We start from the raw sequence: 23,355 nt of genomic DNA on the forward strand, positions 1-23,355 counted from the left end.
TGTTATTTTACGTTTTAAATTAAAAACTCATTTTATGATGGGTTACATCATATTCACTGCCAGTACTACTGGGCTTCTTATTTAATATAAAGTACTGAGTAAATTGTGTTTCACTCATTGCTGGCACTTTTTCATTCGAAAGTAGCTCGGCTAATTGCGGTGTTGTATTACTGTGCCCAATAACAACAACTACACCTTTTAGTTTTAGTAACTCATTTTTTAAATCACTTAGCTCACCTGCGTTATACACATTTACGTCGATATTAAAATATGCCTGCAAAGGAGCTGCTGTTTGTAACGTACGTTTATAGTTGCTGCTGAAAATATGTATCTTTTGATATTCTTTAAAAAAAGTAACTAAATTATTTGCACGTGCCTTTCCCGCCTCTGAGAGCGCTGGATTTTTACCCGCTAATTTTTCGCTATGACGAAACAAATATATTTCATCCGGTGTTGCAAATGTCAAACTACAATTAAATAACATAACTAAAAAAATGATTGCTAATATTATTTTATTATTCATATTTTTTTACCTCGTTTGTATTCTAATAGTCTGTCGATGAATTCAGTCGTTAGTTCATTGATTACGCCAGTTTCAGCATTAACTATTAAGCTAAAACCAATATTTAAGTGAGGAAATACAACCACATCACTCCTATAGCCTTGCACCCACCCGCTATGATAATAAAGCGTTTCTTCCGCGTAGTTATAAACACGCCAGCCTAAGCCGTAATATGCTTCATTAAGATGCTTTTTCCACACCCTGCGATACAGTTCTTTTTTTGTATGTGTATAAGGACGTGTTTGTTTTGCTAACGCATCTAGCGATAGAACATCAGGGTATTGTCCTAGTTGCGCTTTTAACCAAATAGCCATATCACTTGCACTGGCATTAACACCTGCTGCGGGCCCTACTTTATAGTAATTTTTTTTAAGTTTAGCAGTATACCAACGCTTTTTACCACGCACGTGAGGGAGTGCAAAATTTTTATCTTTTACCATACCGTCATAACCTAAACTGGCATCTGCCATTTTCAGAGGTAAAAAAACAGCTTTACTTAACCATTGGGAATAATTTTTATTTGTAGCATGAAAAATCACATCGTCAATTAAGCTAAACATTACATTTTGATAACCGTAGCATTGTCCGGGTTCACAAATTGGCTTAACGCTAAGTAGCTTTTCAACAATATCGGGGTAGCGCATACGCGACTCAATTAAGTTATCGTATGCATTTGGTACTAAACCACTTGAGTGACTTAAAAGGTGAAATACTTTTAAATCATCTTCATACACTGTGTTTTTGAACTCTGGAATATAATTACTTATTAGTTCATCTAACCTTAATACACCGTCAGAGGCTAGCTTTGCAGCTAACGAACCTGCAAAGGTTTTAGACACAGATGCCAATCTAAAACGAGTATGAGCATCAACACTTTGCCCATTACGTGCTTTGGTAGCTCCTATCGGATGAATGTAGTCACTATTTTGAATATTAACTATCGATAATGCCGCACCGGGAATACCTTTACTCTTTAGTTTCTTTTCGGCATAGCGACCGTACTTTTTTACAAATGAATCCCAACCGGGATCCGTTTTTGCTACGACATCTATGGAGCTAAGCAATAAACACAGCGCTAAAAGGCTATACAATACAGAAGGGAGGTACTTCATTTTTTATAATTTTTATCTTTTTAAACTACATCTAGGTACATAATATCATGAAGTTTTGTTTGGACTAACGTACAATACGACGATTATTGTATTTTTAGTGGGTGTGAAGTACTTATGCGTTTTTTAGTTGTGTCACTTTTTATTTTATTTTTAAGCGGGTGTGTTATCACAAAACAACCAGCGGAGCCTTTGGCTATGCCGTTGAAGCCTAACTTAAAAAGCCAAACATACCAGCTTGAATATGAAACGACTCATTCGTCACCAAAAGTTAAATCTGTTCAATTACCTGCGCATAAAGTTATAAAAAATCAAACTGTTAAGATAATTTCAGACAAAGCAAGCCTAACAGACACACTATTATCGCAAATAAGCCAAGCATTAAACGACAAAGCATTAAAAGTAACGACAAAAAATAATAGTGACTATGTTCTTACTATACAGCAGCTTGATTTGTCATTTACAGACGATACAAAATATTTAATTAAACAGCCACAAAAACCCTTTTCGTTTTATACAGAGGTTGCCCAACAGTACCCAATTCAACAATGTGCCACTATTTTTGCTCAAGTCAGCATGCGTCTAACTCATAAAAAGTCTGGCGACATTGTCTGGTTTGCTAAGTCTTCAATCGACAGCGCAAGCTTTCATCGTGAGCCGCTAGTGTATAGTTTTAATGAAGAACAAAAAATTACGAATGAATTAGAAGTTGTTGCCTTTATCCACCAGCAAAATACAGAAGAGGCACGTTTAGCAAGGTTAGGTAAAGAAATACAAATTCCTAGCTACAAAATACTATCTAAGTTATCAAGCTTAACAAAGCTTACCGGTCCATGTAATCGTACAGAAATAAGTGCATTAACCCCCATGATGCAATTTTATTTAAGCAGTATATTAATCGATAAAATTAAAGTTCAGTAATTTCTAATGTTTGCTACATTTTTTTACAGATTTAAGGAACGTATTAACAATATACTACGCTTTATAACATATAATAATTAGGCTCTTTTGAGATGAAAAACGCTTTACTTAATTATACTTTTTTTATCATTACACTCCTATGTATGAGTATTTTTAGTACTTCAAGTATGGCAAGTAATCGTTATTATGCTGATAACACCTTAGAGCCAACTCAAGGTTTTGCATGGGATTGGAGCGCTGGTGTTGGTTATCATATCGGTGACTCTTACCTAATAGGTGTCGACTCTTATGACCATGGAATGCTGGTTGACTTAACACTTGCCCTATCTTATGAAAATTTTTATCTCGACTTTGATCATAATCAACTAAGTGGCGGCCTTGTTGTAGGTTACAGCCTGATAGACAAGTTTGATTGGGGTCTCGATATTTTAGGTACAAATGTTCAAAGTGGCTTTAACGATAAAGGACTAGGTCTATACAATGATGGCATTATCGATGAGTTAAGGGGTATAAAAACACGTAACTACGATTTTGATACCGGACTCAGATTAACTCGTCGATTTGAAAACTCACAAATTTCTTTTGAATACCTTCATGACATTTCTGGCACACATAATGGCTGGATCGTAAATACCTTTTTTAGCCATATTTTACCCTGGCGTAACTGGGAGTTTAGAACTGGAGTTGGGTTGAGTGCTTACTCTAGTGACTTCACCAATTATTATTTTGGTATAGACAGTAGTGAAGCGACGAGTGATCGTCCAATTTATAGAACAAATGCAAGTAGCAGTATGATGTTTGAATTCCATGCTGAGTACCCAATTAACCAAGATTGGGTCTTTTTAGCAGGATGGCTGACGACTTGGTTTTCAAATGAGATTGATGAAAGCCCTATTATTACTCGAAGATATCAACACCAAGCCAAGGTAGGCCTTCGTTATGTATTCTAGATGGGTCTGTGCTTTTCTGCTTTTCCCTACGGCATTTTTATCAAAAGCAGATGAAATGCCCAATGCTCTTATTGCGCTTCCAGATACTTGTGTCGCACTTAGAGAAGGAAGAAACTGTTATGCTGATATCACTCTAACATGGCATCAGCCAACGTTTGGCAATTACTGCTTACGCGATGCGACCTCAAAGTACATTATGCAATGCTGGCTTAAACAAAAGGAAGGAACTTTTAATTATGCTTTTGATTCACAGCAGAGTATCTCATTTGAGCTCTTTGATAGTAATACATCTAAAGTTATTAGCCTTACAGAAGTAAAACTACAGTGGGTATATCAAAACAGACAAAAGAAACGCCGTTGGCGATTATTTTAATAAACACATTAAGGATAATTTATGAATAACTACGGCACTATTTTACTCGTTGAAGATGATGTATCGCTCGCTCAGTGGGTTGCAGAATACTTAACGGAGCAAGGTTATACGACCCATGTATGCCATCGAGGCGACGAGGTTATTGGCCAAGTAAAAACCTTAAATCCTAGCATTGTCCTACTTGATATTATGCTTCCTGGACAAGACGGAATTAGCGTATGCAGAGAACTGCGTAGCTTTTATAACTCCCCTATTATAATGCTCACCGCACGCGATGAAGAAATGGATGAAGTAATAGGGTTAGAAGTTGGTGCAAGTGACTATGTCATGAAACCCGTTCGCCCTCGTGCACTTTTAGCTAGAATTAAAGCTGCACTTCGCCAAAATAATGAACCAAACAAATCACTGGCAAACGAAAAATTAATAACGGTTGGCGCGCTGAGTATTAACACAGAATCTAGAAGCGTAAAATTAAACGATCTTGATATAAATATATCCAGCGCAGAGTATTTACTTCTTCACTATTTAACGAGTAATGCGGGTCAAGTCGTATCACGTGATGCTGTTTTTAAAGCAACAAAAGGCCGTGAGTATGACGGCTTGGATAGAAGTGTTGACGTACTTATTTCAGCACTGCGCAAAAAATTTAATGATGATCCACAAAATCCGACTAAAATTAAAACTATATGGGGACGAGGTTACTTACTCGTATCTACCGCATGGTAAAAAGTGATACATAAGTGAAGAAGTTTTATATTTCACTACTTAGCAGTGCGCTTTTATCTATCGTTGTACTTGGCTGGTTAATTGATGCATTTAGCCAACAAACACAAACCTCAGAAGATGAATTTAGTGTGCAAAGTAAGATGATAATGGGCTTTAGCAAACAATTAGCTAATATCCCAACTTCTGAACGTGGTCGTTATGTAAAGCAACTAGCGAATGAGTTTAATTTATTAATTGATTACAAGCACAATGAATCTCTCGCACTACCTCCTTCATTATTATTACAGATGCACACTGCCGGTGGGTTGATTTTAGAAGATCAACAAGGCTTCTATATGCTTTATAGTAGTCAAATATTAAGCCCCTTTCATATATCAATGCGGTTAGACAAACGCGTAGATACTGAGCAGCGCAATGATATATTTTTAACACTACTATTTTATGCTGGTTTGTGCGTATTTATGGGGTTTATTATTACCCCTCTTGCAAAGCGCTTAACAGTCTTAAATGAAGCAGCTAAAAAGTTTGCCTCAGGTAATGTACAAGCAAGAATTAAAGTATCGCACTTCACCTACATAAAAGATGTAGAGCTCACATTTAACAGAATGGCCAGTCAGATAGAAAAACTAGTCGCCGAAAATAAACTAATGGCGTCAAGCTTATCTCACGATATTCGTACACCCATTGCGTGCCTGCGCTTTGGATTAGATGCGGCTATTGATAGCTATGATGAGCAACAAATAAAAAAATATTTATCCCGTATGGAAAGCGATTTAGACCATATGGAGTCTATGTTAAAAAGCTATTTAGCCTTTGCAACGCTTGAGCAAAATGCCAACAAATTGACCTACTCTTCAACTAATATTAAGCACTATCTCAGTGATATATTAATACAACTTGCACCTAAATTTGAATCGCAAATGCTCAACGTACAACTTAATAGCTCAAGTGACATTATCAATGCCGACTTACATTGGCTTGCTCGTGCAATAACTAACTTATTAAATAATGCTTGTGACTTCGCAGAGCTACATATTTATCTAAGTGCTAAAGTGTACGAACACCAGCTTGTAATCACTGTTGAAGACGATGGTCCTGGTATAGCAAAAGAAAATTTTAACAACGTATTTAGCCCATTTTTCAAAGAAGAAGAACATCGTAACCGCGCAGATAAAAGCTATGGGCTAGGCCTTGCGATTGTTGAAAAAGTAGCTGATTGGCATCATGGCAGCATAAAAGTAAGTAAAAGTAACCAATTAGGTGGAGCCTGTTTTACACTCATTATCGATCAACATCACAAAGCGTAAAGCATTAATTACACCCTGTAATTAACATTTTAAAAACAAAAACAACCTGTTAACTATAACTATACAGTAAAATTTATTAAAAACATCGCGTATACCATACTACTGGCATACTAAATTGTGTGAGATCAGCAAATAAGCACTTTTTATTTTTTTACATTTCCAGTAGATTGTCTGCGCCGTCAAAAAATAGAGAAGTACAATAATATGAGCGCAGTTAGAGGCGAGTTTAGTTCTCGTTTTGGTTTTATTATGGCCGCCGCAGGTTCTGCTGTTGGCTTGGGTAATATTTGGGGATTCCCTACACAAACAGCCAGCAATGGTGGTGCTGCTTTTTTAGTAGCATATTTAGTACTCGCGTTCTTTTTGGCTTACCCAGCTTTAATGGCCGAACTTATGATTGGTCGCCATGGTCAAGCAAATGCAGTTTCATCGCTTCAAAAAATATCTAATAGACCTTGGCAAAAACACTTCGCGTTTATTGTGGGTTTTGGCGGTATTTTATGTGCTGGATTTATATTAAGTTTTTACGCGATTGTTGCCGGTTGGATGCTCAGCGCAACAGCAGAGCCAATAGCGACGCTTGTTGGTGCAAACTCTACATCCACATGGCTAAGCGAGCAATCACTTACGCGAAATATTATATTTACTATGGTCTTTATCTTATTAACCGTCGCTATTATTAGTCGAGGTGTTGAAAATGGTATAGAAAAATGGTCAAAGCGTTTAATGCCTGCATTACTGGGAATTTTATTTTCATTAATTGCTTATGTAATGACGCAAAATGGCGCAATGGAAGGCTTAAAGGCGTACTTAGTTCCTGATTTTTCTTCTATTTTTGATCCTCAGTTATTAGTCAGTGCGTTAGGCCAAGCTTTTTTCTCATTATCATTGGGTACCAGTGTAATGATTATTTATGGCTCATACATTAGTAAAAAAGAGAACCTCGTTTCATTAGGTGCTTATGTAACCCTTATTGACGTCTTCATTGCCTTTGTAGCAGGTTTACTTATTATTCCTGCAATGTATGTCGCTCAAGCACAAGGCGTAGAAATATTTTCACCGGTAACAGGGAAGCTGTTATCAGAAGATACATTAGTATTCCAAGTACTACCTGCATTATTTGATGGTATGGGTAGCGTAGGCTTATTTGTTGGCTTTGCATTTTTTGCGTTGATGAGCATAGCAGCGCTAACATCATCAATCTCAATGCTTGAAGCACCGGTATCATACACAGTAGAACGCTTTGCAATGAAACGTGTGCAAGCTACTTGGTTCATTGGCGCTTTAATTGCTGTCGTTAGTATTACAATTGTATGCAATCTCAGCTCTTTATTTGGTCTGGTTATAACACTTACAACGAAAGTTGCCCAACCACTATTAGGGTTAATGTGTTGCATATTTGTTGGTTGGATTTGGTACAGGGGTTCACTACTCAAAGCTATTCAACAAGGAAACCCTGAAGTCCATAATACATTTTTTTGGAAAATATGGCCTTGGTATACTAAGTTTGTATGCCCACTAGCAATAGGTACAGTTTTTTTACATTCGTTATTAAGTTAAGCACTATAAAAATAGCCCACATTTGTGGGCTATTTTGTTAGCTATTAAATTAAGTCACTTAGCGTAGTAAAAATCACTAAACCACTTTTAAAATCATGTCTTGATGAGGAATGCCATCTTCAAGGTACTCTTCCCCCACACTTTCGAAACCAAATGAGCGATAAAAGTCGAGTAAATATGTTTGCGCGCCAATGTAAATATCACGCTCAGGCCACTGGTCTTTACAACACTTTATAGCTGTAGCTACAAGCTCACTTGCATAACCTTTGCCTCGTACCTTTTCATTCACTAAAACACGCCCTATTGAGCTGTACTGCGCGTTTCTATCATAACAACGAGCGTAGCTAAGCAACTTATTATTATCAATGCTATATATGTGCCGAGTAGTTACAGCAACATCATGATCATCAAGCTCTGGGTAAGGACAAGCCTGCTCAACTACAAACACATCCACCCGACCGCGAACAATAGTAAAAAGTGTATGTGTATCAAAAGCCTCAAATGACTCACATTTAAACTGCATATTAAATCCTATAGACAAAAAACCCAGCCTAAGCTGGGTTTGTTTAAATCACTGGCGAGTATTAAGCAAATAAACGCTCTAACTGATCACAAAGCTGTGAAAGATTAACATGATCATGCTCTATTGTTACGTCAATATAACCATCACCTTTAAAAGCACGATCGAGCTCAATTAAAACATGTGTTTTATGCGCTTCCGGCACAAACGACAATTCAATTTCCTGAATGCCAAATAAGCTTCTGCTATTAGGTTTATATTCAAGCTCTTGATAACAGCCAGATACAGACTGAAATGTAGATGCGCGTAAATGCCCCTTCTCCACATCAGCTTTAGCTAAGCTAAAACCTAATTTTTCCATTGCCTGCATACAGGTTTTAACTGCTTCATTAGGGTAAATATGCAAATGGTCTTTATCAGTAGGGTCAAGTGCTAAATCAATATCCAAACCAGTTTCTAGCCAAACGTGAGATTGATTGTAACCTGCATTAATTTCTGTAATTGGTGTTTCAGAGTGAAGACGCGCCTCAAAAGGAATACTTTTAACTTCGCCAGGCTCAATTGTACCAATTTCAGTGATGCGCCACTGATCAATTACATGATTAGTAAAATAGTCCCCATCATCTCCTGCTACTTTAACACGAGTCATTAGTAGCAAATCTAATCCTGATATTTCTTGGCTTACATCACCTGCAGTAATCACAATTTGTGCATTGAAAAGCTGGCCTGGTTGCAAGTGCTCTGTCTCTAAAATAGTGTCTACTTTAGCGGCACCAATACCTACCGATGCTAAAATCTTTTTAAACATATATTTCTCCTTAAGCTGAGCGGCTCTGTTATATGCTCTAACTTAAACCTCTTCGTTATCGCATCTTAACCATATTTAAAAGCGGTTGTCAGTGAAAAAGTGTTATTTACATGCTATTTACGATTAAATACGTGTTGTATGAGCATTTTTCATACGCAGTAAGGTATCAACTTCATTAAATGAGCATGTCTTTACACTATATTTATTTTCATTGATATGAGTTTTTCGCTACACTGCAATACCAAATGAAGTGATATTAAGAATTATGGAACTAATCTATTTTGCTACCGCGTTTGTTTGTGGTTTTGCTGTTTACCAATTAAAACTACCTCCTCTTATTGGCTTTTTATTAGCAGGCTTTGCTTTAAATTTATCGGGTTATAAAAGTACAGAATTGCTTGATACAATTGCAGCCCTTGGTGTTACCCTTTTATTATTCAGCATTGGCTTAAAACTCAAAGTTAATAGCTTAATGAAACCGCAAGTCTGGGCACCAGCCACGCTTCACATTATTTTTAGTAGTGCTTTATTCAGTGGCTTTATGTTATTGCTTGGGGTCTTCGCCCTCCCTCTTTTTGTCGACTTGAGTTGGCAAAGCGCCTTATTAGTTGGGTTTGCCCTAAGTTTTTCTAGTACTGTATTTGCGGTGAAAGTACTCGAAGAACGCGGAGAAATGGCAAGCTTACACGGCAAAATTGCCATTGGTATATTGGTAATGCAAGATATATTCGCCGTAATATTTTTAGCAATTAGTACAGGCAAAGTCCCTAATGTTTGGGCGTTAGCGCTTATTGTTGCTCTACCTTTATTGCGCCCTCTTATGTACTGGGTGCTTAATCGCTCTAAACATGGTGAGCTACTCCCATTATTTGGCTTTTTCTTTGCCCTTATTGCAGGTTATAACGCATTTGAATATGCAGGCCTTAAAGGTGATTTAGGAGCACTTATAATAGGAATGATGTTTGCACCGCATAAAAAAGCTGGCGAATTATCAAAATCGTTACTTAATTTAAAAGATATATTACTGGTTGGTTTTTTCTTAAGCATTGGCTTAAATGCCGAGCTAACGATTAATTCTTTAATTATTGCCATCATACTTATTTTTGTATTACCGATTAAAATAGCCCTTTATTATTTATTTACAAATGCATTTAAACTACGTGCTCGTACGTCGCTACTTACAGCCTTTAGTTTATCCAACTACAGTGAGTTTGGCCTTATTGTATGTGCGGTAGCGGCTACAACGGGGATGATTACCTCTGAATGGTTAGCGGTAATGGCTATCGCTGTCTCTATCACCTTTGTGATTGCATCTCCTCTAAACAAGCGTTCCAACGAGTTATATGTAAAAGTAGAACATTGGCTATTAAAGTTCGAAAGTAAAACACGCTTAGCAGAAGAGCTACCTGTAAATCTGAACGAAACTAAAATAGTTATTTTTGGAATGGGTCGAATTGGTACTGGTGCATACGAAACAATTAACGCTACGCACCCAAATTTAGTTGCTGGTATTGACATAAAACCAGAGGTGGTTGATAAACATATTAATAGAGGCAGAAAAGTGCTGATTGCAGATGCAACCGATCCCGACTTTTGGCAACGCGTAAACCACTCTCATGTAGAAATGGTTATGCTTACTATGCCAAAGCATATGCAGAATATTTTTGCTTTAGAGCAGCTCCAAGCCTCAGGTTATAAAGGTCAGGTAACTGCCATTGCAAACTACCCAGATCAACAAAAAGAGCTTGAAGATATGGGCGTACACTCGACCTATAACTTTTACCTAGAGGCTGGTAGTGGTTTTGCTGAACATGTAAAACAAAAACTGTTTACGTAAAGTGAGATATAGTCCTTAATAATTACTAAAGATAATTTAACCTTTTTTCCTACACGGATGTAGGTAATGGGCGTTATCAGAACGTAGAAACGTGTTAATAATTTTTATTTAGAACAACTAGGTAAAAAAATTTGCCTAGTTCAGCGCAATTTTCTTACCGTTAAATAGACTCCATATAGAAGCAGATTGGTATAAATCCCCCCAAGTTAGAACAAATTTTAATCCGGAAAGATCAACAAGCACTAGCTAAAAAATAAAAATAATGAACTATACATTTATTTTAATACTTTTTGATGACTGAAAATCAATTCTATTTACATTCCTTTACAAGCGGGCCAACTAACATGTAAAAAAACAGGTAGACTGTTCGTGTTGGTTAAATAAGCTTCATGTTCTAAGACTTAATTAATTAGACTCCAGCTAATTAAAGTTCAACTAAGTTTAATTTTCTAACATAAATTCTTAATTAAGAGGGCCTACTCCCTCACTCAATAGGCTGTTTCTTGCCCGTCACAGCCTATTTTATTTCCTTAAAACACCTTACACTTAACTATGTCTTATACATTGAAGTAAGTGAATGGATCCAGAAAAATTAAAACTTGCCATTAATACCAAAATGCCGTTTGGAAAATATGCAGGACGCCCATTATTAATGCTGCCAGAGCCTTATCTTGTGTGGTTTAAGCAACAAGGCTTTCCTGATTCAAAACTAGGTAGTCAATTAGCAATGATGTACGAAGTAAAGTTGAATGGGCTTGAGCAAATGTTGATGCCGTTATTAGAAAAAAAATAAAATAATTGGAAACTATTTTTAAAATACACGGTCTACTACTTTGCTACTTGTTGATTTTGGTTTTAACCACAAAAAAAGCGCCTTAAGGCGCTTTTTTTATATCCTCCGTGAAACTACTTTTTAGCGGCAAGCTAATGACAAATTTAGCCCCACCAAGGACTGATTTTTCAACCCAGTAATCACCTTGATGCCAAGATACAATTTTACTCACAATAGCGAGTCCTAAACCAAACCCACCTGTTTTTTTGTCTCTACTCTTATCGAGGCGCGTAAAAGGTTTAAACACATTTTCTCGCTCCATTTCAGCGATACCTATTCCATCGTCTTCAACAATAAATAGTATGCTGCGAGGCTCTGTAAGCAGTGTTACTTTTACTTGGCTTGTTGCGTATTTAATAGCATTACCAATCAAGTTCTGAAATACGCGAGCAATGAAATGACTATCGCATTTATAGCTTAACTTATCAGGCAAGTTATTTATAAGTCTAGTTCGCGTGTCAAAATTTAGCTTTTCAATACTTGTTTTAACCAATCCGACTAGATCACAACTTACAGACTGTAAACTTGGTTGCTGAGAGTCTAACCTTGCGTATTCAAGCATTTCTGAAACAAGTGATTCAAGTTCATTTATATCAGCGCTCATATTAGCTAAATATTTTTCGCTTTTATCATCTAAAAGTTGATCTTGGAGCATAGCAATTGCAAATTTAAGACGTGCCAACGGCGTTCGAAATTCATGAGAAACAGACGATGTAAGCTCCTGCTGAGCTGTTAATAAAAAAGTTATACGTTGTTGCATTACTTTTAGTGTATCGGTAACGGGTAAAAAAAACGATTTAGAGGTATTTGTTAATTGAAAATCTTGCAAGCCTTCGACGGCCTCACATGCGTGTCGCAATTTAGAAAAATCACGCCAAAGTAAAAAGCTCCAAAGACCTACAGGCACACCAACAATAATAAGTAATAATAAATATGGCCAAACAGAAGTGGGGGTAGACGTTGATACTCCTACAGGACCAACCTGTAGCAGTTCATTTTCGCTAAGCTCTACATACCATACAATACGTTGTTGTTTATCGTATAAATAGAGGTAGTGATTGTCTGTTAATTTCGCTTGTTGTGCTAAAGGTAATATTAAATCACGACGAGCAATTATGTGGCTTTCAAAATTATGTTCTAGCTTTTTTAGACCGTTAGGAGTTTGTGAGAGAAACCAAAGCGATTGCCCAAACTCATCGTCTAATAATACTTGCTGCTGTGAGTCTTCATAAGGCCATAACTGTTCAACTACACCGCTTACTACGAATAAAGAAACCACGATGTAAATATATAAACTCGTAAACAGTTTTCCCATTAAAGCCGACTAACCCATAACATTAATTATAATTCCCATGCATCAGAAACAAATAAATAACCTTGTCCCCACACTGTTTTGATACGATAAGGCTTATCGCTATTGTCACCTAGTTTTTTACGAATGCGTGATACCCTAACGTCAACAGTTCGATCAAGACCGTCGTACTGACGTCCTATCATATGTTGATGGACATGTTCACGACTAAGCACTTCACCCGCATTAGAGGCCAGTAACCAAAGTAGTTCAAATTCATGAGAAGTAAGCGTTATTTCATTATTATTTAATTTTACGATACGGCTTGTTTTATCTATGCTTAGATCACCAAACTGTAACTCTTCACTTGCTTTCACGATAGGTTGACCACGGCGTAACAGCGCATTTATTCTGGCGAGTAATACACGCGGTTCGGCAGGTTTTATAACGTAGTCATCAGCACCAAGCTCTAAACCAAGTACCTGATCAAAATCTTCACCTTTGGCTGTTAGCATAAGAATAGGCAGAGTATATTTATCGCGAACTTGACGGCAAACGCTAAAACCATCTTTTCCTGGTAGCATTACATCTAAAATAATTAGATCGACTGGATTAGCTTCTAAGTAGTCAAAGACTGCATCGCCACGATCTAACACTGCGACTTCTAAGCCGTTATGTTCAAGATAATCTTTTGTTAATTGCTGTAAGCCGAGATCATCTTCAACAAGTAAAATTTTTGGCATTAGTTGCTCCTAATTTAAAAAAAGCTCCACGGAGAGCGAAGTCTGCGCCTATTTTTCTTTGCGTGCGCGCTCTGTACTTCAACCTGTATTTTTGCTAATAGTACACCCGTGTGAGGATTGATTAGGGAGTATATGGTCTCTACCTGAACCCGCGCTTTATAATTGAATTGCCCCGAACGTTGCTGTTTCCAACAATAAATTTTTTCATCTTGTTGATATAAACAAACATCACTCAATGCTTCTTGCTGCCAATTAAATTGTAAATCAAGATCACAAAATGCTTGTTGCTCAGAAATCACACATACTTTGGGAGAGACGCTAAAATTAGCGGTTTGTGCTCTGCAAGAACCACTAAATAGCGATGCTATAAACACAATAAACATTAAATACTTCATATTAAAAAGTATGATCTAATCCTATAAAGGCAGTCATTGAATAAGCATGTTCAAAGAGCGGACTACCATCCATAGCCGAATAATTGTAATATGCTAAATGAAAACGAAGTGAGTTAACCTTACTCAGCGGCCAACGGGCGTCGATTTTAGCATAAGGCTGCCAACTACTGCCAACATCAATTTTACCTAATTGAGTTTCGTCGGCTTTTAGTCCATAGAAGTAGTCATTTAGTTCAGCCGATTTATAATTTATTCCCAGCGTCGGTTTTATTTTTAACTTTCCAACTTCAGCATGATATTGCCACTGCAATGCACCACGCAATCCGTTATAAACACTGGTAACATCATGAAGTGCTTGAATAGAAAATACGTTAGCATCATCTACATAGTGATATGCAATGCCCGCATCGAGGGCAATATGGCGTTTTTCTATGTCATTTATATTGATATTTTTGGGAGATGAAGTACTTTGTTGCTGCACTAACTGACTGTTTAACGCACTCGTTTGCAGAGTAAAAATATTAGTAGGATGCCAATCAATAAAAAAACGAGACTCTGCATTTAATTCACTAACAAGGTTTAAATTATGTTTTTGACTTTGTATAAAAGAATAACCAAGCCTTCCATTATCGAAAAACCAGTGCTGGCCATAAAAAGCCACCTGCGGAATCAACACAAGGGGAATGTTGTCCCCACCTCGTAATGGGTTTGTAACAACTCCAGCACCAACGCTTAGACTAAAATGCCACTGCTCTATAGCTATATGTTGCTCTTCAAACTCTTGTGTTACATTTTTAGCTTGCTGTCCATTGGCAGCAAAGCATGCAACTAAAGTGATCAGCAAAAAAGCTGTTAATATTGAAAAGTTAAACCGCATCAGTATAAGTCAAAGTGTGTGAAAATTATTAAGTGCCCCATAGTAGCAAGGTCGTTTTAAACTAGCTCTAGCTAGTTACAATCATTCACAATTTTTATACATATTAATTAACTTGTGTGTATTATTTGAACAACTAAACATCTGGCGCTATCTCTATTCGATTACGACCATGAGTTTTTGCTATGTAAAGCGCTCTATTAGCGCGTTCAACTAACACAGTGCCATTAGTAAATGGTCGTAGAATAGCCAAACCAAAACTCGCAGAAATAGCACGTTTAGTATTGGTATCACTTTTTTTACGAACAGCCAATTTTGCAATATCCAAACGAATACAATCTGCAAATGCCATCATATCGTTGATAGTGTCAAAATAAGCTGTAATACAAAATTCTTCACCGCCATAACGATAAATTTTTGCAGTCTCTTTAATTTTTTCTTTCACTTTTTTTGCTACTAACTTTAATACTTCGTCACCTTTTTGATGGCCAAAGTCATCATTAAAACGCTTAAAATGATCAATATCAAACATAATGAGAACCGCAAGTGATGTGTGTTGATTTTGCTCAGAATACTTTTTACAAAAATCCGTAATATCTAAATCAAACTTACCTCGGTTATAAAAACCAGTAAGAGGGTCTGTATCAGCAACTTTTTTTGAAACATTGAGTGCTTCTTTTAAGTCTTTTATTTCATTATAAGCAAATGCAAGTTTAGTTTGAAACTCACGTGCATGATTTTGCATTGCAATCGATTCATCGGTTAAACGTTCAACGCACCCAAGCACTTGATTATACGAGCTAATATCTGTAATCAAATTTAACTCATTCTGGGAGTCAACCAAGGTTGTAGTAAAACTTTTTGAATGCTCAAGCGCAATGCCTAAATCTTGTTGCACTTGATCGATTGTGCTATAAAATTTTTCGGATACGTCTTGAAATAACGCTAAATCGTCTTTATTTAAATGCTTATCAAATATTGCCTTCGCTCTATCTTGAGTGCATGTTTGTTGCTGAGCAATGACATGATCAAGCTCTGCATTTAAAGAGGGTTTATTACCTTGTATATAACAATACCAAATAGCGTAATTGATTGGCGTAACCGGCATGCGGTACTTTACCATCATAGGAATCGCCTTTTTTAGGCATTGAGCAGAATGAGCAAGTGATACGGCACGATCCATAGTAAAATAAACTCTCAAGCGTCATTATTTTTATTGTTAGGTTTTTGATGTTAATTAATAGTAAACCTATAAGCAACTAATATTCATACTATTTTATGAACTAAATGAATATTTGATCCTTTAAATAGCACTTGCGTCTAAAGTTTGTGCAATACTCCATAAAGCGCTAATAGCAGGATCATTTAACTCTTTACGAAGGACAGCTAGACCAATCTCAAAACCTTCTGGAGTAGCCCTCTTTGTATCCAATACTTGTACCTTATCCTGCAGTGGACTGTTATCTAGCACTATTTTAGGGACCATTGCGACACCTAAACCCAGACTCACCATTGACACCATAGCTTCATGTCCAGCGACTTGCGCATAAATCTTTCCATGAACATTATTTTTACGCCACCACTGCTCAAGTCGTTGCCTTGAAAAACCTTGCTCCGGAACAATAAATTCAAGTTCAGACCAATCAATATTATCACCGCTCTTTATTAACTTTTCAGTGATCTGACAATGAATTCTAGGTGCAATTAAAACAAGTGGTGAATAGCCTATTTTTACAAATGCTATTTGTGTAGGAAGCTTATTTGGCTTGGCTGCAATTGCCATCGACTCGTGACCATCGAGTACCCTATTAATAGCTAAAGCTGGATCACCGGTATTTAAAGTTATTTCGATATGCTGATGCTGTGCACGTAATTGCTCTAATATTTGATGTAAAAAACTATAAGAAGCTGTCACTGAGCAATAAATACTAACATTGCCATAAATATGCTGTTGTGGATCTTTCACATTCGCTTTAAAACGTTGCCAACTGGCTAACGTTGCCGTAGCGTAATCAATAAACGACTCTCCTTCACGTGTTAATTTAACACTGCGGTTATCGCGTATAAATAATGCAACACCAACCTCTTCTTCCAAGTGTTTTATATTGCGGCTCAAAGTAGGCGCACTTATATGGCAAAGTTCGCTTGCGCGGCCAAAATGAAGTGTTTTAGCCAGTGCTAAAAAGTAGTTTAAATGTTTATGATCCATGCCAAACCCAGTATTTCATATTATGAAACACTTTAATTCAAATATATCATTTTACGCAAGTAACTATTTTACATATGGTGTTTGTAAGCGCAGTAAACATTGCGCATCTAACAAATATTACTTTATAGGACACTAACAATGGCGAATTATTTCAATACCTTACCTTTACGCGAGCAATTAGCGCAATTAGCGCAATGTGAATTTATGGACGCAGCCGAATTTGCCGATGGCGTTGATGCACTTAAAGGTAAAAAACTCGTTATTGTAGGCTGTGGCGCACAAGGTTTAAACCAAGGCTTAAACTTACGTGACTCTGGTTTAGATGTTTCATACACATTACGTGCATCAGCCATTTCTGAGCGCCGTCAATCTTTCCTTAATGCATCTGAAAATGGCTTTACTGTAGGCACTTACGAAGAATTAATTCCTACAGCAGACGTAGTACTTAACTTAACGCCAGATAAACAACATACCGCTGTAGTAAGTGCGATTATGCCGCTTATGAAAAAAGACTCTACACTTGCTTACTCTCATGGCTTTAATATTGTTGAAGAAGGCATGCAAGTGCGTGAAGACATTACCGTAATCATGGTTGCGCCTAAGTGTCCTGGTTCTGAAGTCCGTGAAGAATACAAACGTGGTTTTGGTGTACCAACTCTAATTGCAGTTCACCCAGAAAATGACCCTCAAGGTCTTGGTTTAGCACAAGCTAAAGCGTATGCAGCGGGTACTGGCGGACATCGCGCAGGTGTACTTAAATCATCATTTATCGCCGAAGTTAAATCTGATCTAATGGGCGAGCAAACCATTTTATGTGGCATGTTACAAACTGGCTCTATTTTATGTTTTGATAAAATGATAGAAAAAGGCATTGATGCTGGTTACGCATCAAAACTAATTCAATACGGTTGGGAAGTAATTACCGAAGCACTTAAGTACGGCGGCGTTACTAACATGCTTGACCGACTTTCAAACCCTGCAAAAGTAAAAGCGTTTGAACTAAGTGAAGAGCTAAAACTAATTATGCGCCCGCTTTATAATAAGCATCAAGATGACATCATCGACGGCACTTTTTCACGCACCATGATGGAAGACTGGAATAACGATGACGTAAATTTACTTAAATGGCGCGCTGAAACAGCAGAAACTAACTTTGAAAAGACTCCTGCAGGCGATGTAGAAATCTCAGAACAAGAATTTTTTGATAACGGTATTTTAATGGTAGCAATGGTAAAAGCAGGTGTTGAACTTGCTTTTGAAACCATGACAGCAGCCGGTATTATTGAAGAGTCAGCTTACTACGAGTCTTTACATGAAACGCCATTAATTGCTAATACTATTGCACGCAAAAAGCTTTTTGAAATGAACCGTACAATTTCTGACACTGCAGAGTATGGATGTTACCTATATAACCATGCATGTTTACCATTACTTGCTGATTTTATGAAAAACGTTGATACAGACATTATTGGTAAAGGCCTTGGCGAGCACAGTAACCAAGTTGATAACCAAACATTAATTCAAATCAATGCGGCACTGCGTGAACACCCTGTTGAAAAAGTAGGTGCTAAACTACGTGGCTACATGTCTGCAATGAAGAAAATTGTTTAATTCTAGACAATAAAAGTTTCGCTTGTTAGAAACCAAGCCCATATGCTTTTAGCACGTGGGCTTTTTTATGCATATTCACAACACTGCTTACTTTCATTTGTTCAGCTTAAGCTAATAATTAGCCCATAATAAATAATGTGCTAACATGGCTTTCTAATTAAGTTGTAAAATAAATTATTATGATGTTACAAAACCTTTCTATTACTCAAAAAATAACAGCCCTTGGCAGTAGTATTGCTATCTTTGTTGCCGCACTAATAGGCCTAACCTCGTTGTACAGTTCAGAAGATATTATTGAACAACGTATGATTGAGTCTGAACTACCAAGTAAGTTGCAAACTATCAGTAACCATATTGGTGGTGAAATAAACGCACTCATTGGTGCTGCTGAACAATTATCGTCAAATGAATTCATTTTACAATGGTCGCAAACTAATACTAAAAATGATGCTGTCTTACTTAAAGAATTAAACCGTTTAGTTACGCAGTACAATTTAGCAACCGCGTCTTGGGCAAATAGAGACACAGCTCAATATTGGAACCAAAATGGCTTTTTGCGCGTATTAAAAAATGATACTGCTGATGGCTGGTTTTTTGCATTTAAACAATCGAAAAAACCATACTCAATAAGTATTTACCAAGAGTCTGCAAATGATGTAAAAATGTTTATAAATCATCAACAGCCTAATGGAACAGGCTTAGCTGGCCTTGCTAAAAGTATTACTGAGATGCAAAAGCTATTGCAGCAATTTAAAATTGAACAAACTGGTTTTGTATTTATTGCAGATAAAAGTGGTTTAATTCAGCTGCATAAAGATTCAAGTAAAGTAGCAAAAGTTAATATTGATGAATTATTTACAGCTGACATACACAACCAGCTATTAAGCAGTTATGGCTTTGTATTAAAAGAAATAAACTTAAATGGTGAACCGACCCTCGTGGCGGCAACACCAATCAAAAACACCGATTTATATGTTGTAGCCCAAGTGCCAAAAAGCGAAGTATTCGCAAGCGTAAATACCCTGCAATGGCAAATTTTTACTTTTACATTAATCATTGCATTAGTTGCTAGCCTAATTAGTTACTTACTTGCTCGATCGCTCTCATCACCTTTATCTAAAATGGCAGAACTATTTTCACGCTTGGGTTCTGGTGATGCTAATCTTGCTTATAGATTACCTGAATCAAGCCAACCAGAGCTTAATAACTTAAGTGCTGGTTTTAATCAGTTTATCGAAAAAATAGAAATTGCTATTCAGCAAGTCGCGAATGAAAGCCATGACATAAGAAAAAGTTCAGATCATGTTTTTGAACAAGCTAAACGCAATTCACTCGCAATCGATAGTCAAAAAGAACAAACGATCTCGGTTGCTGCTGCGATAAACCAAATGGGTGCAACGGTACAGGAAATAGCACAAAGTGCGGCAAACACAGCAAAACTCACTGATAGCAGCCGTGAAAAAACTATACAAAGCCATCAGCAAGTTGTTCAAAGTCAGACAACTATTTCTGCTCTTGCGAGTGATATAGATGGCATTACAGAGCAAGTTACCCTGTTGTCTAAAAAAACAATTGATATTGCTAACATTATTGATGCAATCAGAAGCATTTCTGAACAAACTAATTTATTGGCATTGAACGCAGCTATTGAATCGGCTCGTGCTGGAGAGCATGGTCGCGGGTTTGCTGTTGTTGCCGACGAAGTGCGCGCACTAGCAAACCGTACTTCTCAGTCAACAAATGAAATTCAGTCAATGATAGAAGAGCTAACACAGATTTCTGATGATGTAGTTAACGATATTAGCCAATCAAAAGATAAAGCGCAGCAAAGCGTAGGGGCAATGCAAAACTCAGTAGAGTTACTCAATACGATAACCGAAACTGCAAACCAAATAAACGATATGGCCACACTTATAGCCACAGCGACAGAGCAGCAAAGCAATGTAGTTGCCGATGTAGGACGTAACATTGAGCAAATAAGTGAAATTAGTGATAAAGCAATGAGCGAGCAAATTAATACAGAGCAAGCCATTCGTGATTTAGCAAATAGCGCTCAAACTCTTGATGAGCTTGTCGATACATTTGAAAAGCATCGTTAAGTGGTTTGGCACTGCGATTACGAACAAGCTAGTATTAACTGCAGTTAATGCTAGCTTGTTCGTAGAGGTGAAGTTTTAATTACGATGAATAAAATTAATTAAAGTTTATATTTACAGCGATTTAGTCTTATTAATATCCACTTTTTTAAAATTGAGAACATATGCCTCTTTTCTAACTTTTGTCAGTTTTTTAATCTGATGCTCCAACTTACTCGCATCACTTTTACTGCCCACTTTTTGTTGGTGGATAAGCAGTAAAGGGCCTTTCCCTCTGAGGTTTTTGGCCCCTTTACCCACTTGATGTGTAGCAAAGCGTTTTTCTACATTTGTTGTAATACCCGTGTACCAATGCCCAAAGCGAGTCTGCACGATGTACAAATACCAAATAGAATCCCTTTTTACATTACAAGATTCAATATGATGTAAACTTTTTTCATTATTAATGGTCAAAATATTACCTTAACGCCCTTAACAAAAAACAATTGCTAAAAGGGTTTTACCTTCAGTGACTAATCGGTATCATGCAGATTATAAAAAATAAGGATCACAACTAACAATGCAGTCGTTAAAAACTTTTTCCCTTTGGCTTATCGTTGCACTAACACTCAGTACAACAGCGGGTTGTTCTAGCTGGGTATACAGAATCAACATCCCTCAAGGTAATTTTTTAGAGCAATCTGATGTTGAAAAGCTTCGTGTTAGTATGACTCGAGAGCAAGTTATTTACGTTTTAGGCCGTCCAATTGCCGAGGATGCTTTTGATAACAATACATGGCGTTACGTTTATAGCTTCAATAAAGGCCGTAAAAACGAGCAACACAAATCTTTAGTTATTAAATTTGAAAACGAAAAACTAGTCTCTATTTCGGGCGATTATGATCAGCCAGAAAATTTTAACACACCGCTAGAGCAATAAAAAAGCGAGTTGTGCGTTAATAAAAAAGGTGAGCCGTGCTCACCTTTTTTATTTCTACGTTAACGTTCTAATGGACGCCCACCCGTTACTTTGTTTGCTCGCCCTTCTTCCTTTGCTTTTTCAGCGCGTTTTCTACGGGCATCTTTAGGATCTGCAATTAATGGGCGATAAATTTCAACTCTATCACCATTTTTAAGTTCTTGATTTAATTTTACCGTTCGATTCCAAACGCCTAGAGTTAATGAAGTAGCCTCTATTTCTGGACATTTTTCTATAATGCCAGATTGGATAACAGCTTGCTCTGCTGTCGTCCCCTCTGGTACTTCAAGTGATAAACACGTCGCCATGGTTGGTAATGCAAATACCACCTCAACATTAATCATACTCGCGCTCCATAAACCTGCTTAGCACGTTGAGTAAATGCACTCACCATGTTTTTGGCAACATCGTTAAATATTTTACCAAAAGCAAGTTCGATTAATTTGCTTGAAAACTCAAACTCTAGCTCTAAATAAACTTTACATGCTTTAGCATCAAGTGCTTGAAAGTGCCAACGACCCTGCAGCATTTTAAATGGCCCATCCACTAGGCGCAGTAACACGGTTTGTTCATCAACAAAGGTGTTTTCGGTGGTAAACCACTTTTTTATACCCGCCTTAGATATTTCTAAACTCGCGGTCATGTTATTATCATGCTGTGAAACAATTTTTGAGTCTGAGCAATTTGGTAAAAACTGTGAATAAGCTTCTACATCATTAACTAGATCAAACATCTCTTTAGTGCTGTACATAACAAGCGCACTTTTTTCTATTTGTGGCATACTCACTCCCAACTGTGTGGGCGAATTTTAGCAAGCTTTGTGCGTTTCCCCAAATTTTCATACAGCTTAAATAAAAGCTTAATTTTTAAAAGCATTATTAAAAAATCGATGTAAAACATCTCACATTACGTATATTATAGGGCACTATGGCTAAGAAAAATTCATCAAAATCGACAAGTAATACCATCGCGCTAAACAAAAAAGCGCGACATGAGTATTTTTTACACGATAAGTTTGAAGCGGGTGTCGAACTCCAAGGCTGGGAAGTTAAAAGTATCCGAGCTGGAAAAGTAAACATCACCGAAACTTATATTCACCTTAAAAATGGCGAAGCATTTTTACTTGGCGCGCAAATCCAGCCACTTAATAGTGCATCAACCCACGTAATTTGCGATCCGTTACGTTATCGTAAATTACTATTAAGCAGACGCGAACTTGACCGTCTACTCGGAGCAACAGAGCGAGATGGTTATTCATTAATTGCTACTGCTATGTACTGGAAGAAATGTTGGGTAAAACTTGAATTTCATCTAGCAAAAGGTAAAAAGCTACATGACAAACGAGACGACGGGAAAAACAAAGATTGGTCTCGCGAAAAAGAACGCTTAATGAAGCACAAAGTATAATAAAAATGCCTAACCTTGTTAGGCATTTTATTTGATATGGATAACCTCCCCGTAGTAAACAGATCTCAAGCAGCTATTTAAAATGTTAACTCTGTTGAGCTTAATAGCAATAAAGTTGCGAGCGTCACGTAAATTCGCTTTGATAAATCTAGGCAAAAATTTTTATATTTAGTTGTTCTAAATAAAGAATTTTAACAACGTCATAGAGTTATTTAATTCGTTAAATTGTTCAAATATTTATGCCGGTTAGTATTGTCTCGGCGCAA

At 37.0% G+C, this 23,355-nt stretch carries 25 protein-coding genes; 12 read left to right on the top strand and 13 right to left on the bottom strand.

What is annotated here, in order from left to right:
* Positions 1 to 19: 19 nt before the first annotated feature.
* Together DO88_RS05540 and DO88_RS05535 are read right to left on the bottom strand one after the other, a co-directional pair.
* Positions 20 to 523 carry a SixA phosphatase family protein gene (locus DO88_RS05540; RefSeq protein WP_033040124.1) on the bottom strand — a complete coding sequence of 168 codons (504 nt, stop codon included), beginning with the start codon at positions 521 to 523 and terminating at the stop codon, positions 20 to 22.
* Positions 520 to 1,674 (bottom strand): serine hydrolase domain-containing protein, encoded by a 1,155-nt coding sequence (locus DO88_RS05535; protein ID WP_033040126.1) that lies wholly within the window; start codon positions 1,672 to 1,674, stop codon positions 520 to 522. The genes DO88_RS05540 and DO88_RS05535 overlap by 4 nt, the downstream gene beginning before the upstream one ends.
* Positions 1,675 to 1,788: 114 nt before the next feature.
* On the opposite strand from DO88_RS05535, the gene DO88_RS05530 reads away from it, so the two are divergent.
* The 6 genes from DO88_RS05530 (at position 1,789) to DO88_RS05505 (ending at position 7,508) form a co-directional block, all read left to right on the top strand.
* Positions 1,789 to 2,592 carry a hypothetical protein gene (locus DO88_RS05530; RefSeq protein ID WP_033040128.1) on the top strand — a complete coding sequence of 268 codons (804 nt, stop codon included), beginning with the start codon at positions 1,789 to 1,791 and terminating at the stop codon, positions 2,590 to 2,592.
* A gap of 92 nt (positions 2,593 to 2,684) precedes the next feature.
* Positions 2,685 to 3,542, top strand: a complete 858-nt coding sequence (locus DO88_RS05525; protein WP_007377789.1) for a MipA/OmpV family protein — start codon at positions 2,685 to 2,687, stop codon at positions 3,540 to 3,542.
* Positions 3,532 to 3,915, top strand: a complete 384-nt coding sequence (locus DO88_RS05520) for a DUF3019 domain-containing protein (protein WP_033023763.1) — start codon at positions 3,532 to 3,534, stop codon at positions 3,913 to 3,915. Before DO88_RS05525 ends, DO88_RS05520 begins: the two co-directional genes overlap by 11 nt.
* A gap of 21 nt (positions 3,916 to 3,936) precedes the next feature.
* Complete coding sequence (locus DO88_RS05515; RefSeq protein WP_007377791.1) at positions 3,937 to 4,641, top strand: response regulator transcription factor; 705 nt, start codon at positions 3,937 to 3,939, stop codon at positions 4,639 to 4,641.
* Between the two features lie 14 nt (positions 4,642 to 4,655).
* Positions 4,656 to 5,948: an ATP-binding protein gene (locus tag DO88_RS05510; RefSeq protein ID WP_033040131.1), complete on the top strand. Its 1,293-nt coding sequence runs from the start codon at positions 4,656 to 4,658 to the stop codon at positions 5,946 to 5,948.
* A gap of 204 nt (positions 5,949 to 6,152) precedes the next feature.
* Entirely contained in the window at positions 6,153 to 7,508 is a 1,356-nt protein-coding gene (locus tag DO88_RS05505; RefSeq protein ID WP_007377793.1) for a sodium-dependent transporter, read from the top strand.
* 76 nt (positions 7,509 to 7,584) lie between these two features.
* Here DO88_RS05505 and DO88_RS05500 read toward each other — a convergent pair whose 3' ends face one another.
* Together DO88_RS05500 and DO88_RS05495 are read right to left on the bottom strand one after the other, a co-directional pair.
* Positions 7,585 to 8,031, bottom strand: a complete 447-nt coding sequence (locus DO88_RS05500; protein WP_007377794.1) for a GNAT family N-acetyltransferase — start codon at positions 8,029 to 8,031, stop codon at positions 7,585 to 7,587.
* Positions 8,032 to 8,092: 61 nt separating this feature from the next.
* Positions 8,093 to 8,836, bottom strand: a complete 744-nt coding sequence (locus DO88_RS05495) for a sporulation protein (protein WP_007377795.1) — start codon at positions 8,834 to 8,836, stop codon at positions 8,093 to 8,095.
* Positions 8,837 to 9,101: 265 nt separating this feature from the next.
* On the opposite strand from DO88_RS05495, the gene DO88_RS05490 reads away from it, so the two are divergent.
* On the top strand, positions 9,102 to 10,673 hold the full coding sequence (locus DO88_RS05490) for a cation:proton antiporter family protein (RefSeq protein WP_033040134.1): 1,572 nt from the start codon (positions 9,102 to 9,104) through the stop codon (positions 10,671 to 10,673).
* 577 nt (positions 10,674 to 11,250) lie between these two features.
* A complete protein-coding gene (locus tag DO88_RS05485) occupies positions 11,251 to 11,466 on the top strand; it encodes a DUF3820 family protein (RefSeq protein ID WP_033040136.1) in 216 nt (71 codons plus the stop codon).
* 82 nt (positions 11,467 to 11,548) lie between these two features.
* On the opposite strand, the gene DO88_RS05480 is transcribed toward DO88_RS05485, so the two are convergent.
* The 6 genes from DO88_RS05480 to ilvY all read right to left on the bottom strand — a co-directional run bounded on the left by DO88_RS05480 (position 11,549) and on the right by ilvY (position 17,017).
* Entirely contained in the window at positions 11,549 to 12,820 is a 1,272-nt protein-coding gene (locus DO88_RS05480) for an ATP-binding protein (protein ID WP_033040139.1), read from the bottom strand.
* 26 nt (positions 12,821 to 12,846) lie between these two features.
* Positions 12,847 to 13,539, bottom strand: a complete 693-nt coding sequence (locus tag DO88_RS05475) for a response regulator (protein ID WP_007378650.1) — start codon at positions 13,537 to 13,539, stop codon at positions 12,847 to 12,849.
* Between the two features lie 14 nt (positions 13,540 to 13,553).
* Complete coding sequence (locus DO88_RS05470) at positions 13,554 to 13,922, bottom strand: DUF3019 domain-containing protein (protein ID WP_007378649.1); 369 nt, start codon at positions 13,920 to 13,922, stop codon at positions 13,554 to 13,556.
* Positions 13,923 to 13,935: 13 nt separating this feature from the next.
* Positions 13,936 to 14,811, bottom strand: a complete 876-nt coding sequence (locus tag DO88_RS05465; RefSeq protein WP_033040142.1) for a MipA/OmpV family protein — start codon at positions 14,809 to 14,811, stop codon at positions 13,936 to 13,938.
* A gap of 133 nt (positions 14,812 to 14,944) precedes the next feature.
* Positions 14,945 to 15,991, bottom strand: a complete 1,047-nt coding sequence (locus tag DO88_RS05460) for a GGDEF domain-containing protein (RefSeq protein ID WP_232224819.1) — start codon at positions 15,989 to 15,991, stop codon at positions 14,945 to 14,947.
* A 120-nt stretch (positions 15,992 to 16,111) separates the two neighbouring features.
* Positions 16,112 to 17,017 carry an HTH-type transcriptional activator IlvY gene (gene ilvY / locus DO88_RS05455; protein ID WP_007378646.1) on the bottom strand — a complete coding sequence of 302 codons (906 nt, stop codon included), beginning with the start codon at positions 17,015 to 17,017 and terminating at the stop codon, positions 16,112 to 16,114.
* Between the two features lie 138 nt (positions 17,018 to 17,155).
* Between ilvY and ilvC the strand changes: the two genes are divergently transcribed.
* Both ilvC and DO88_RS05445 read left to right on the top strand, forming a co-directional pair.
* Positions 17,156 to 18,628, top strand: a complete 1,473-nt coding sequence (gene ilvC / locus DO88_RS05450; protein ID WP_008135873.1) for a ketol-acid reductoisomerase — start codon at positions 17,156 to 17,158, stop codon at positions 18,626 to 18,628.
* Between the two features lie 179 nt (positions 18,629 to 18,807).
* Complete coding sequence (locus tag DO88_RS05445) at positions 18,808 to 20,727, top strand: methyl-accepting chemotaxis protein (protein ID WP_033023841.1); 1,920 nt, start codon at positions 18,808 to 18,810, stop codon at positions 20,725 to 20,727.
* A gap of 111 nt (positions 20,728 to 20,838) precedes the next feature.
* Here the strand turns inward: DO88_RS05445 and DO88_RS0118375 are convergent, their stop codons facing one another.
* Positions 20,839 to 21,177: a GIY-YIG nuclease family protein gene (locus tag DO88_RS0118375; RefSeq protein WP_193371851.1), complete on the bottom strand. Its 339-nt coding sequence runs from the start codon at positions 21,175 to 21,177 to the stop codon at positions 20,839 to 20,841.
* A gap of 106 nt (positions 21,178 to 21,283) precedes the next feature.
* Between DO88_RS0118375 and DO88_RS05440 the strand changes: the two genes are divergently transcribed.
* The gene (locus DO88_RS05440) at positions 21,284 to 21,643 is read left to right on the top strand and encodes an outer membrane protein assembly factor BamE (RefSeq protein WP_008135869.1); all 360 of its coding nucleotides are present in this window, start codon (positions 21,284 to 21,286) and stop codon (positions 21,641 to 21,643) included.
* A gap of 59 nt (positions 21,644 to 21,702) precedes the next feature.
* On the opposite strand, the gene DO88_RS05435 is transcribed toward DO88_RS05440, so the two are convergent.
* Positions 21,703 to 22,026 carry an RnfH family protein gene (locus DO88_RS05435; RefSeq protein WP_007378641.1) on the bottom strand — a complete coding sequence of 108 codons (324 nt, stop codon included), beginning with the start codon at positions 22,024 to 22,026 and terminating at the stop codon, positions 21,703 to 21,705.
* Positions 22,023 to 22,463: a type II toxin-antitoxin system RatA family toxin gene (locus DO88_RS05430; RefSeq protein ID WP_007378640.1), complete on the bottom strand. Its 441-nt coding sequence runs from the start codon at positions 22,461 to 22,463 to the stop codon at positions 22,023 to 22,025. Before DO88_RS05430 ends, DO88_RS05435 begins: the two co-directional genes overlap by 4 nt.
* A gap of 146 nt (positions 22,464 to 22,609) precedes the next feature.
* Between DO88_RS05430 and smpB the strand changes: the two genes are divergently transcribed.
* Positions 22,610 to 23,089: an SsrA-binding protein SmpB gene (smpB, locus tag DO88_RS05425; protein ID WP_004335699.1), complete on the top strand. Its 480-nt coding sequence runs from the start codon at positions 22,610 to 22,612 to the stop codon at positions 23,087 to 23,089.
* Positions 23,090 to 23,355: the final 266 nt, after the last annotated feature.

This window comes from Pseudoalteromonas sp. S3431, from assembly GCF_000690035.1.
Classification (GTDB): domain Bacteria; phylum Pseudomonadota; class Gammaproteobacteria; order Enterobacterales; family Alteromonadaceae; genus Pseudoalteromonas; species Pseudoalteromonas fuliginea.

What these genes read in the sequence shown, in the direction of transcription:
- DO88_RS05540 (WP_033040124.1), bottom strand. Translation starts at nt 523, where the DNA reads ATGAATAATAAAATAATATTAGCAATCATTTTTTTAGTTATGTTATTT.
- DO88_RS05535 (WP_033040126.1), bottom strand. Translation starts at nt 1,674, where the DNA reads ATGAAGTACCTCCCTTCTGTATTGTATAGCCTTTTAGCGCTGTGTTTA.
- DO88_RS05530 (WP_033040128.1), top strand. Translation starts at nt 1,789, where the DNA reads ATGCGTTTTTTAGTTGTGTCACTTTTTATTTTATTTTTAAGCGGGTGT.
- DO88_RS05525 (WP_007377789.1), top strand. Translation starts at nt 2,685, where the DNA reads ATGAAAAACGCTTTACTTAATTATACTTTTTTTATCATTACACTCCTA.
- DO88_RS05520 (WP_033023763.1), top strand. Translation starts at nt 3,532, where the DNA reads ATGTATTCTAGATGGGTCTGTGCTTTTCTGCTTTTCCCTACGGCATTT.
- DO88_RS05515 (WP_007377791.1), top strand. Translation starts at nt 3,937, where the DNA reads ATGAATAACTACGGCACTATTTTACTCGTTGAAGATGATGTATCGCTC.
- DO88_RS05505 (WP_007377793.1), top strand. Translation starts at nt 6,153, where the DNA reads ATGAGCGCAGTTAGAGGCGAGTTTAGTTCTCGTTTTGGTTTTATTATG.
- DO88_RS05500 (WP_007377794.1), bottom strand. Translation starts at nt 8,031, where the DNA reads ATGCAGTTTAAATGTGAGTCATTTGAGGCTTTTGATACACATACACTT.
- DO88_RS05495 (WP_007377795.1), bottom strand. Translation starts at nt 8,836, where the DNA reads ATGTTTAAAAAGATTTTAGCATCGGTAGGTATTGGTGCCGCTAAAGTA.
- DO88_RS05490 (WP_033040134.1), top strand. Translation starts at nt 9,102, where the DNA reads ATGGAACTAATCTATTTTGCTACCGCGTTTGTTTGTGGTTTTGCTGTT.
- DO88_RS05485 (WP_033040136.1), top strand. Translation starts at nt 11,251, where the DNA reads ATGGATCCAGAAAAATTAAAACTTGCCATTAATACCAAAATGCCGTTT.
- DO88_RS05480 (WP_033040139.1), bottom strand. Translation starts at nt 12,820, where the DNA reads ATGGGAAAACTGTTTACGAGTTTATATATTTACATCGTGGTTTCTTTA.
- DO88_RS05475 (WP_007378650.1), bottom strand. Translation starts at nt 13,539, where the DNA reads ATGCCAAAAATTTTACTTGTTGAAGATGATCTCGGCTTACAGCAATTA.
- DO88_RS05470 (WP_007378649.1), bottom strand. Translation starts at nt 13,922, where the DNA reads ATGTTTATTGTGTTTATAGCATCGCTATTTAGTGGTTCTTGCAGAGCA.
- DO88_RS05465 (WP_033040142.1), bottom strand. Translation starts at nt 14,811, where the DNA reads ATGCGGTTTAACTTTTCAATATTAACAGCTTTTTTGCTGATCACTTTA.
- DO88_RS05460 (WP_232224819.1), bottom strand. Translation starts at nt 15,991, where the DNA reads ATGGATCGTGCCGTATCACTTGCTCATTCTGCTCAATGCCTAAAAAAG.
- ilvY (WP_007378646.1), bottom strand. Translation starts at nt 17,017, where the DNA reads ATGGATCATAAACATTTAAACTACTTTTTAGCACTGGCTAAAACACTT.
- ilvC (WP_008135873.1), top strand. Translation starts at nt 17,156, where the DNA reads ATGGCGAATTATTTCAATACCTTACCTTTACGCGAGCAATTAGCGCAA.
- DO88_RS05445 (WP_033023841.1), top strand. Translation starts at nt 18,808, where the DNA reads ATGATGTTACAAAACCTTTCTATTACTCAAAAAATAACAGCCCTTGGC.
- DO88_RS05440 (WP_008135869.1), top strand. Translation starts at nt 21,284, where the DNA reads ATGCAGTCGTTAAAAACTTTTTCCCTTTGGCTTATCGTTGCACTAACA.
- DO88_RS05435 (WP_007378641.1), bottom strand. Translation starts at nt 22,026, where the DNA reads ATGATTAATGTTGAGGTGGTATTTGCATTACCAACCATGGCGACGTGT.
- DO88_RS05430 (WP_007378640.1), bottom strand. Translation starts at nt 22,463, where the DNA reads ATGCCACAAATAGAAAAAAGTGCGCTTGTTATGTACAGCACTAAAGAG.
- smpB (WP_004335699.1), top strand. Translation starts at nt 22,610, where the DNA reads ATGGCTAAGAAAAATTCATCAAAATCGACAAGTAATACCATCGCGCTA.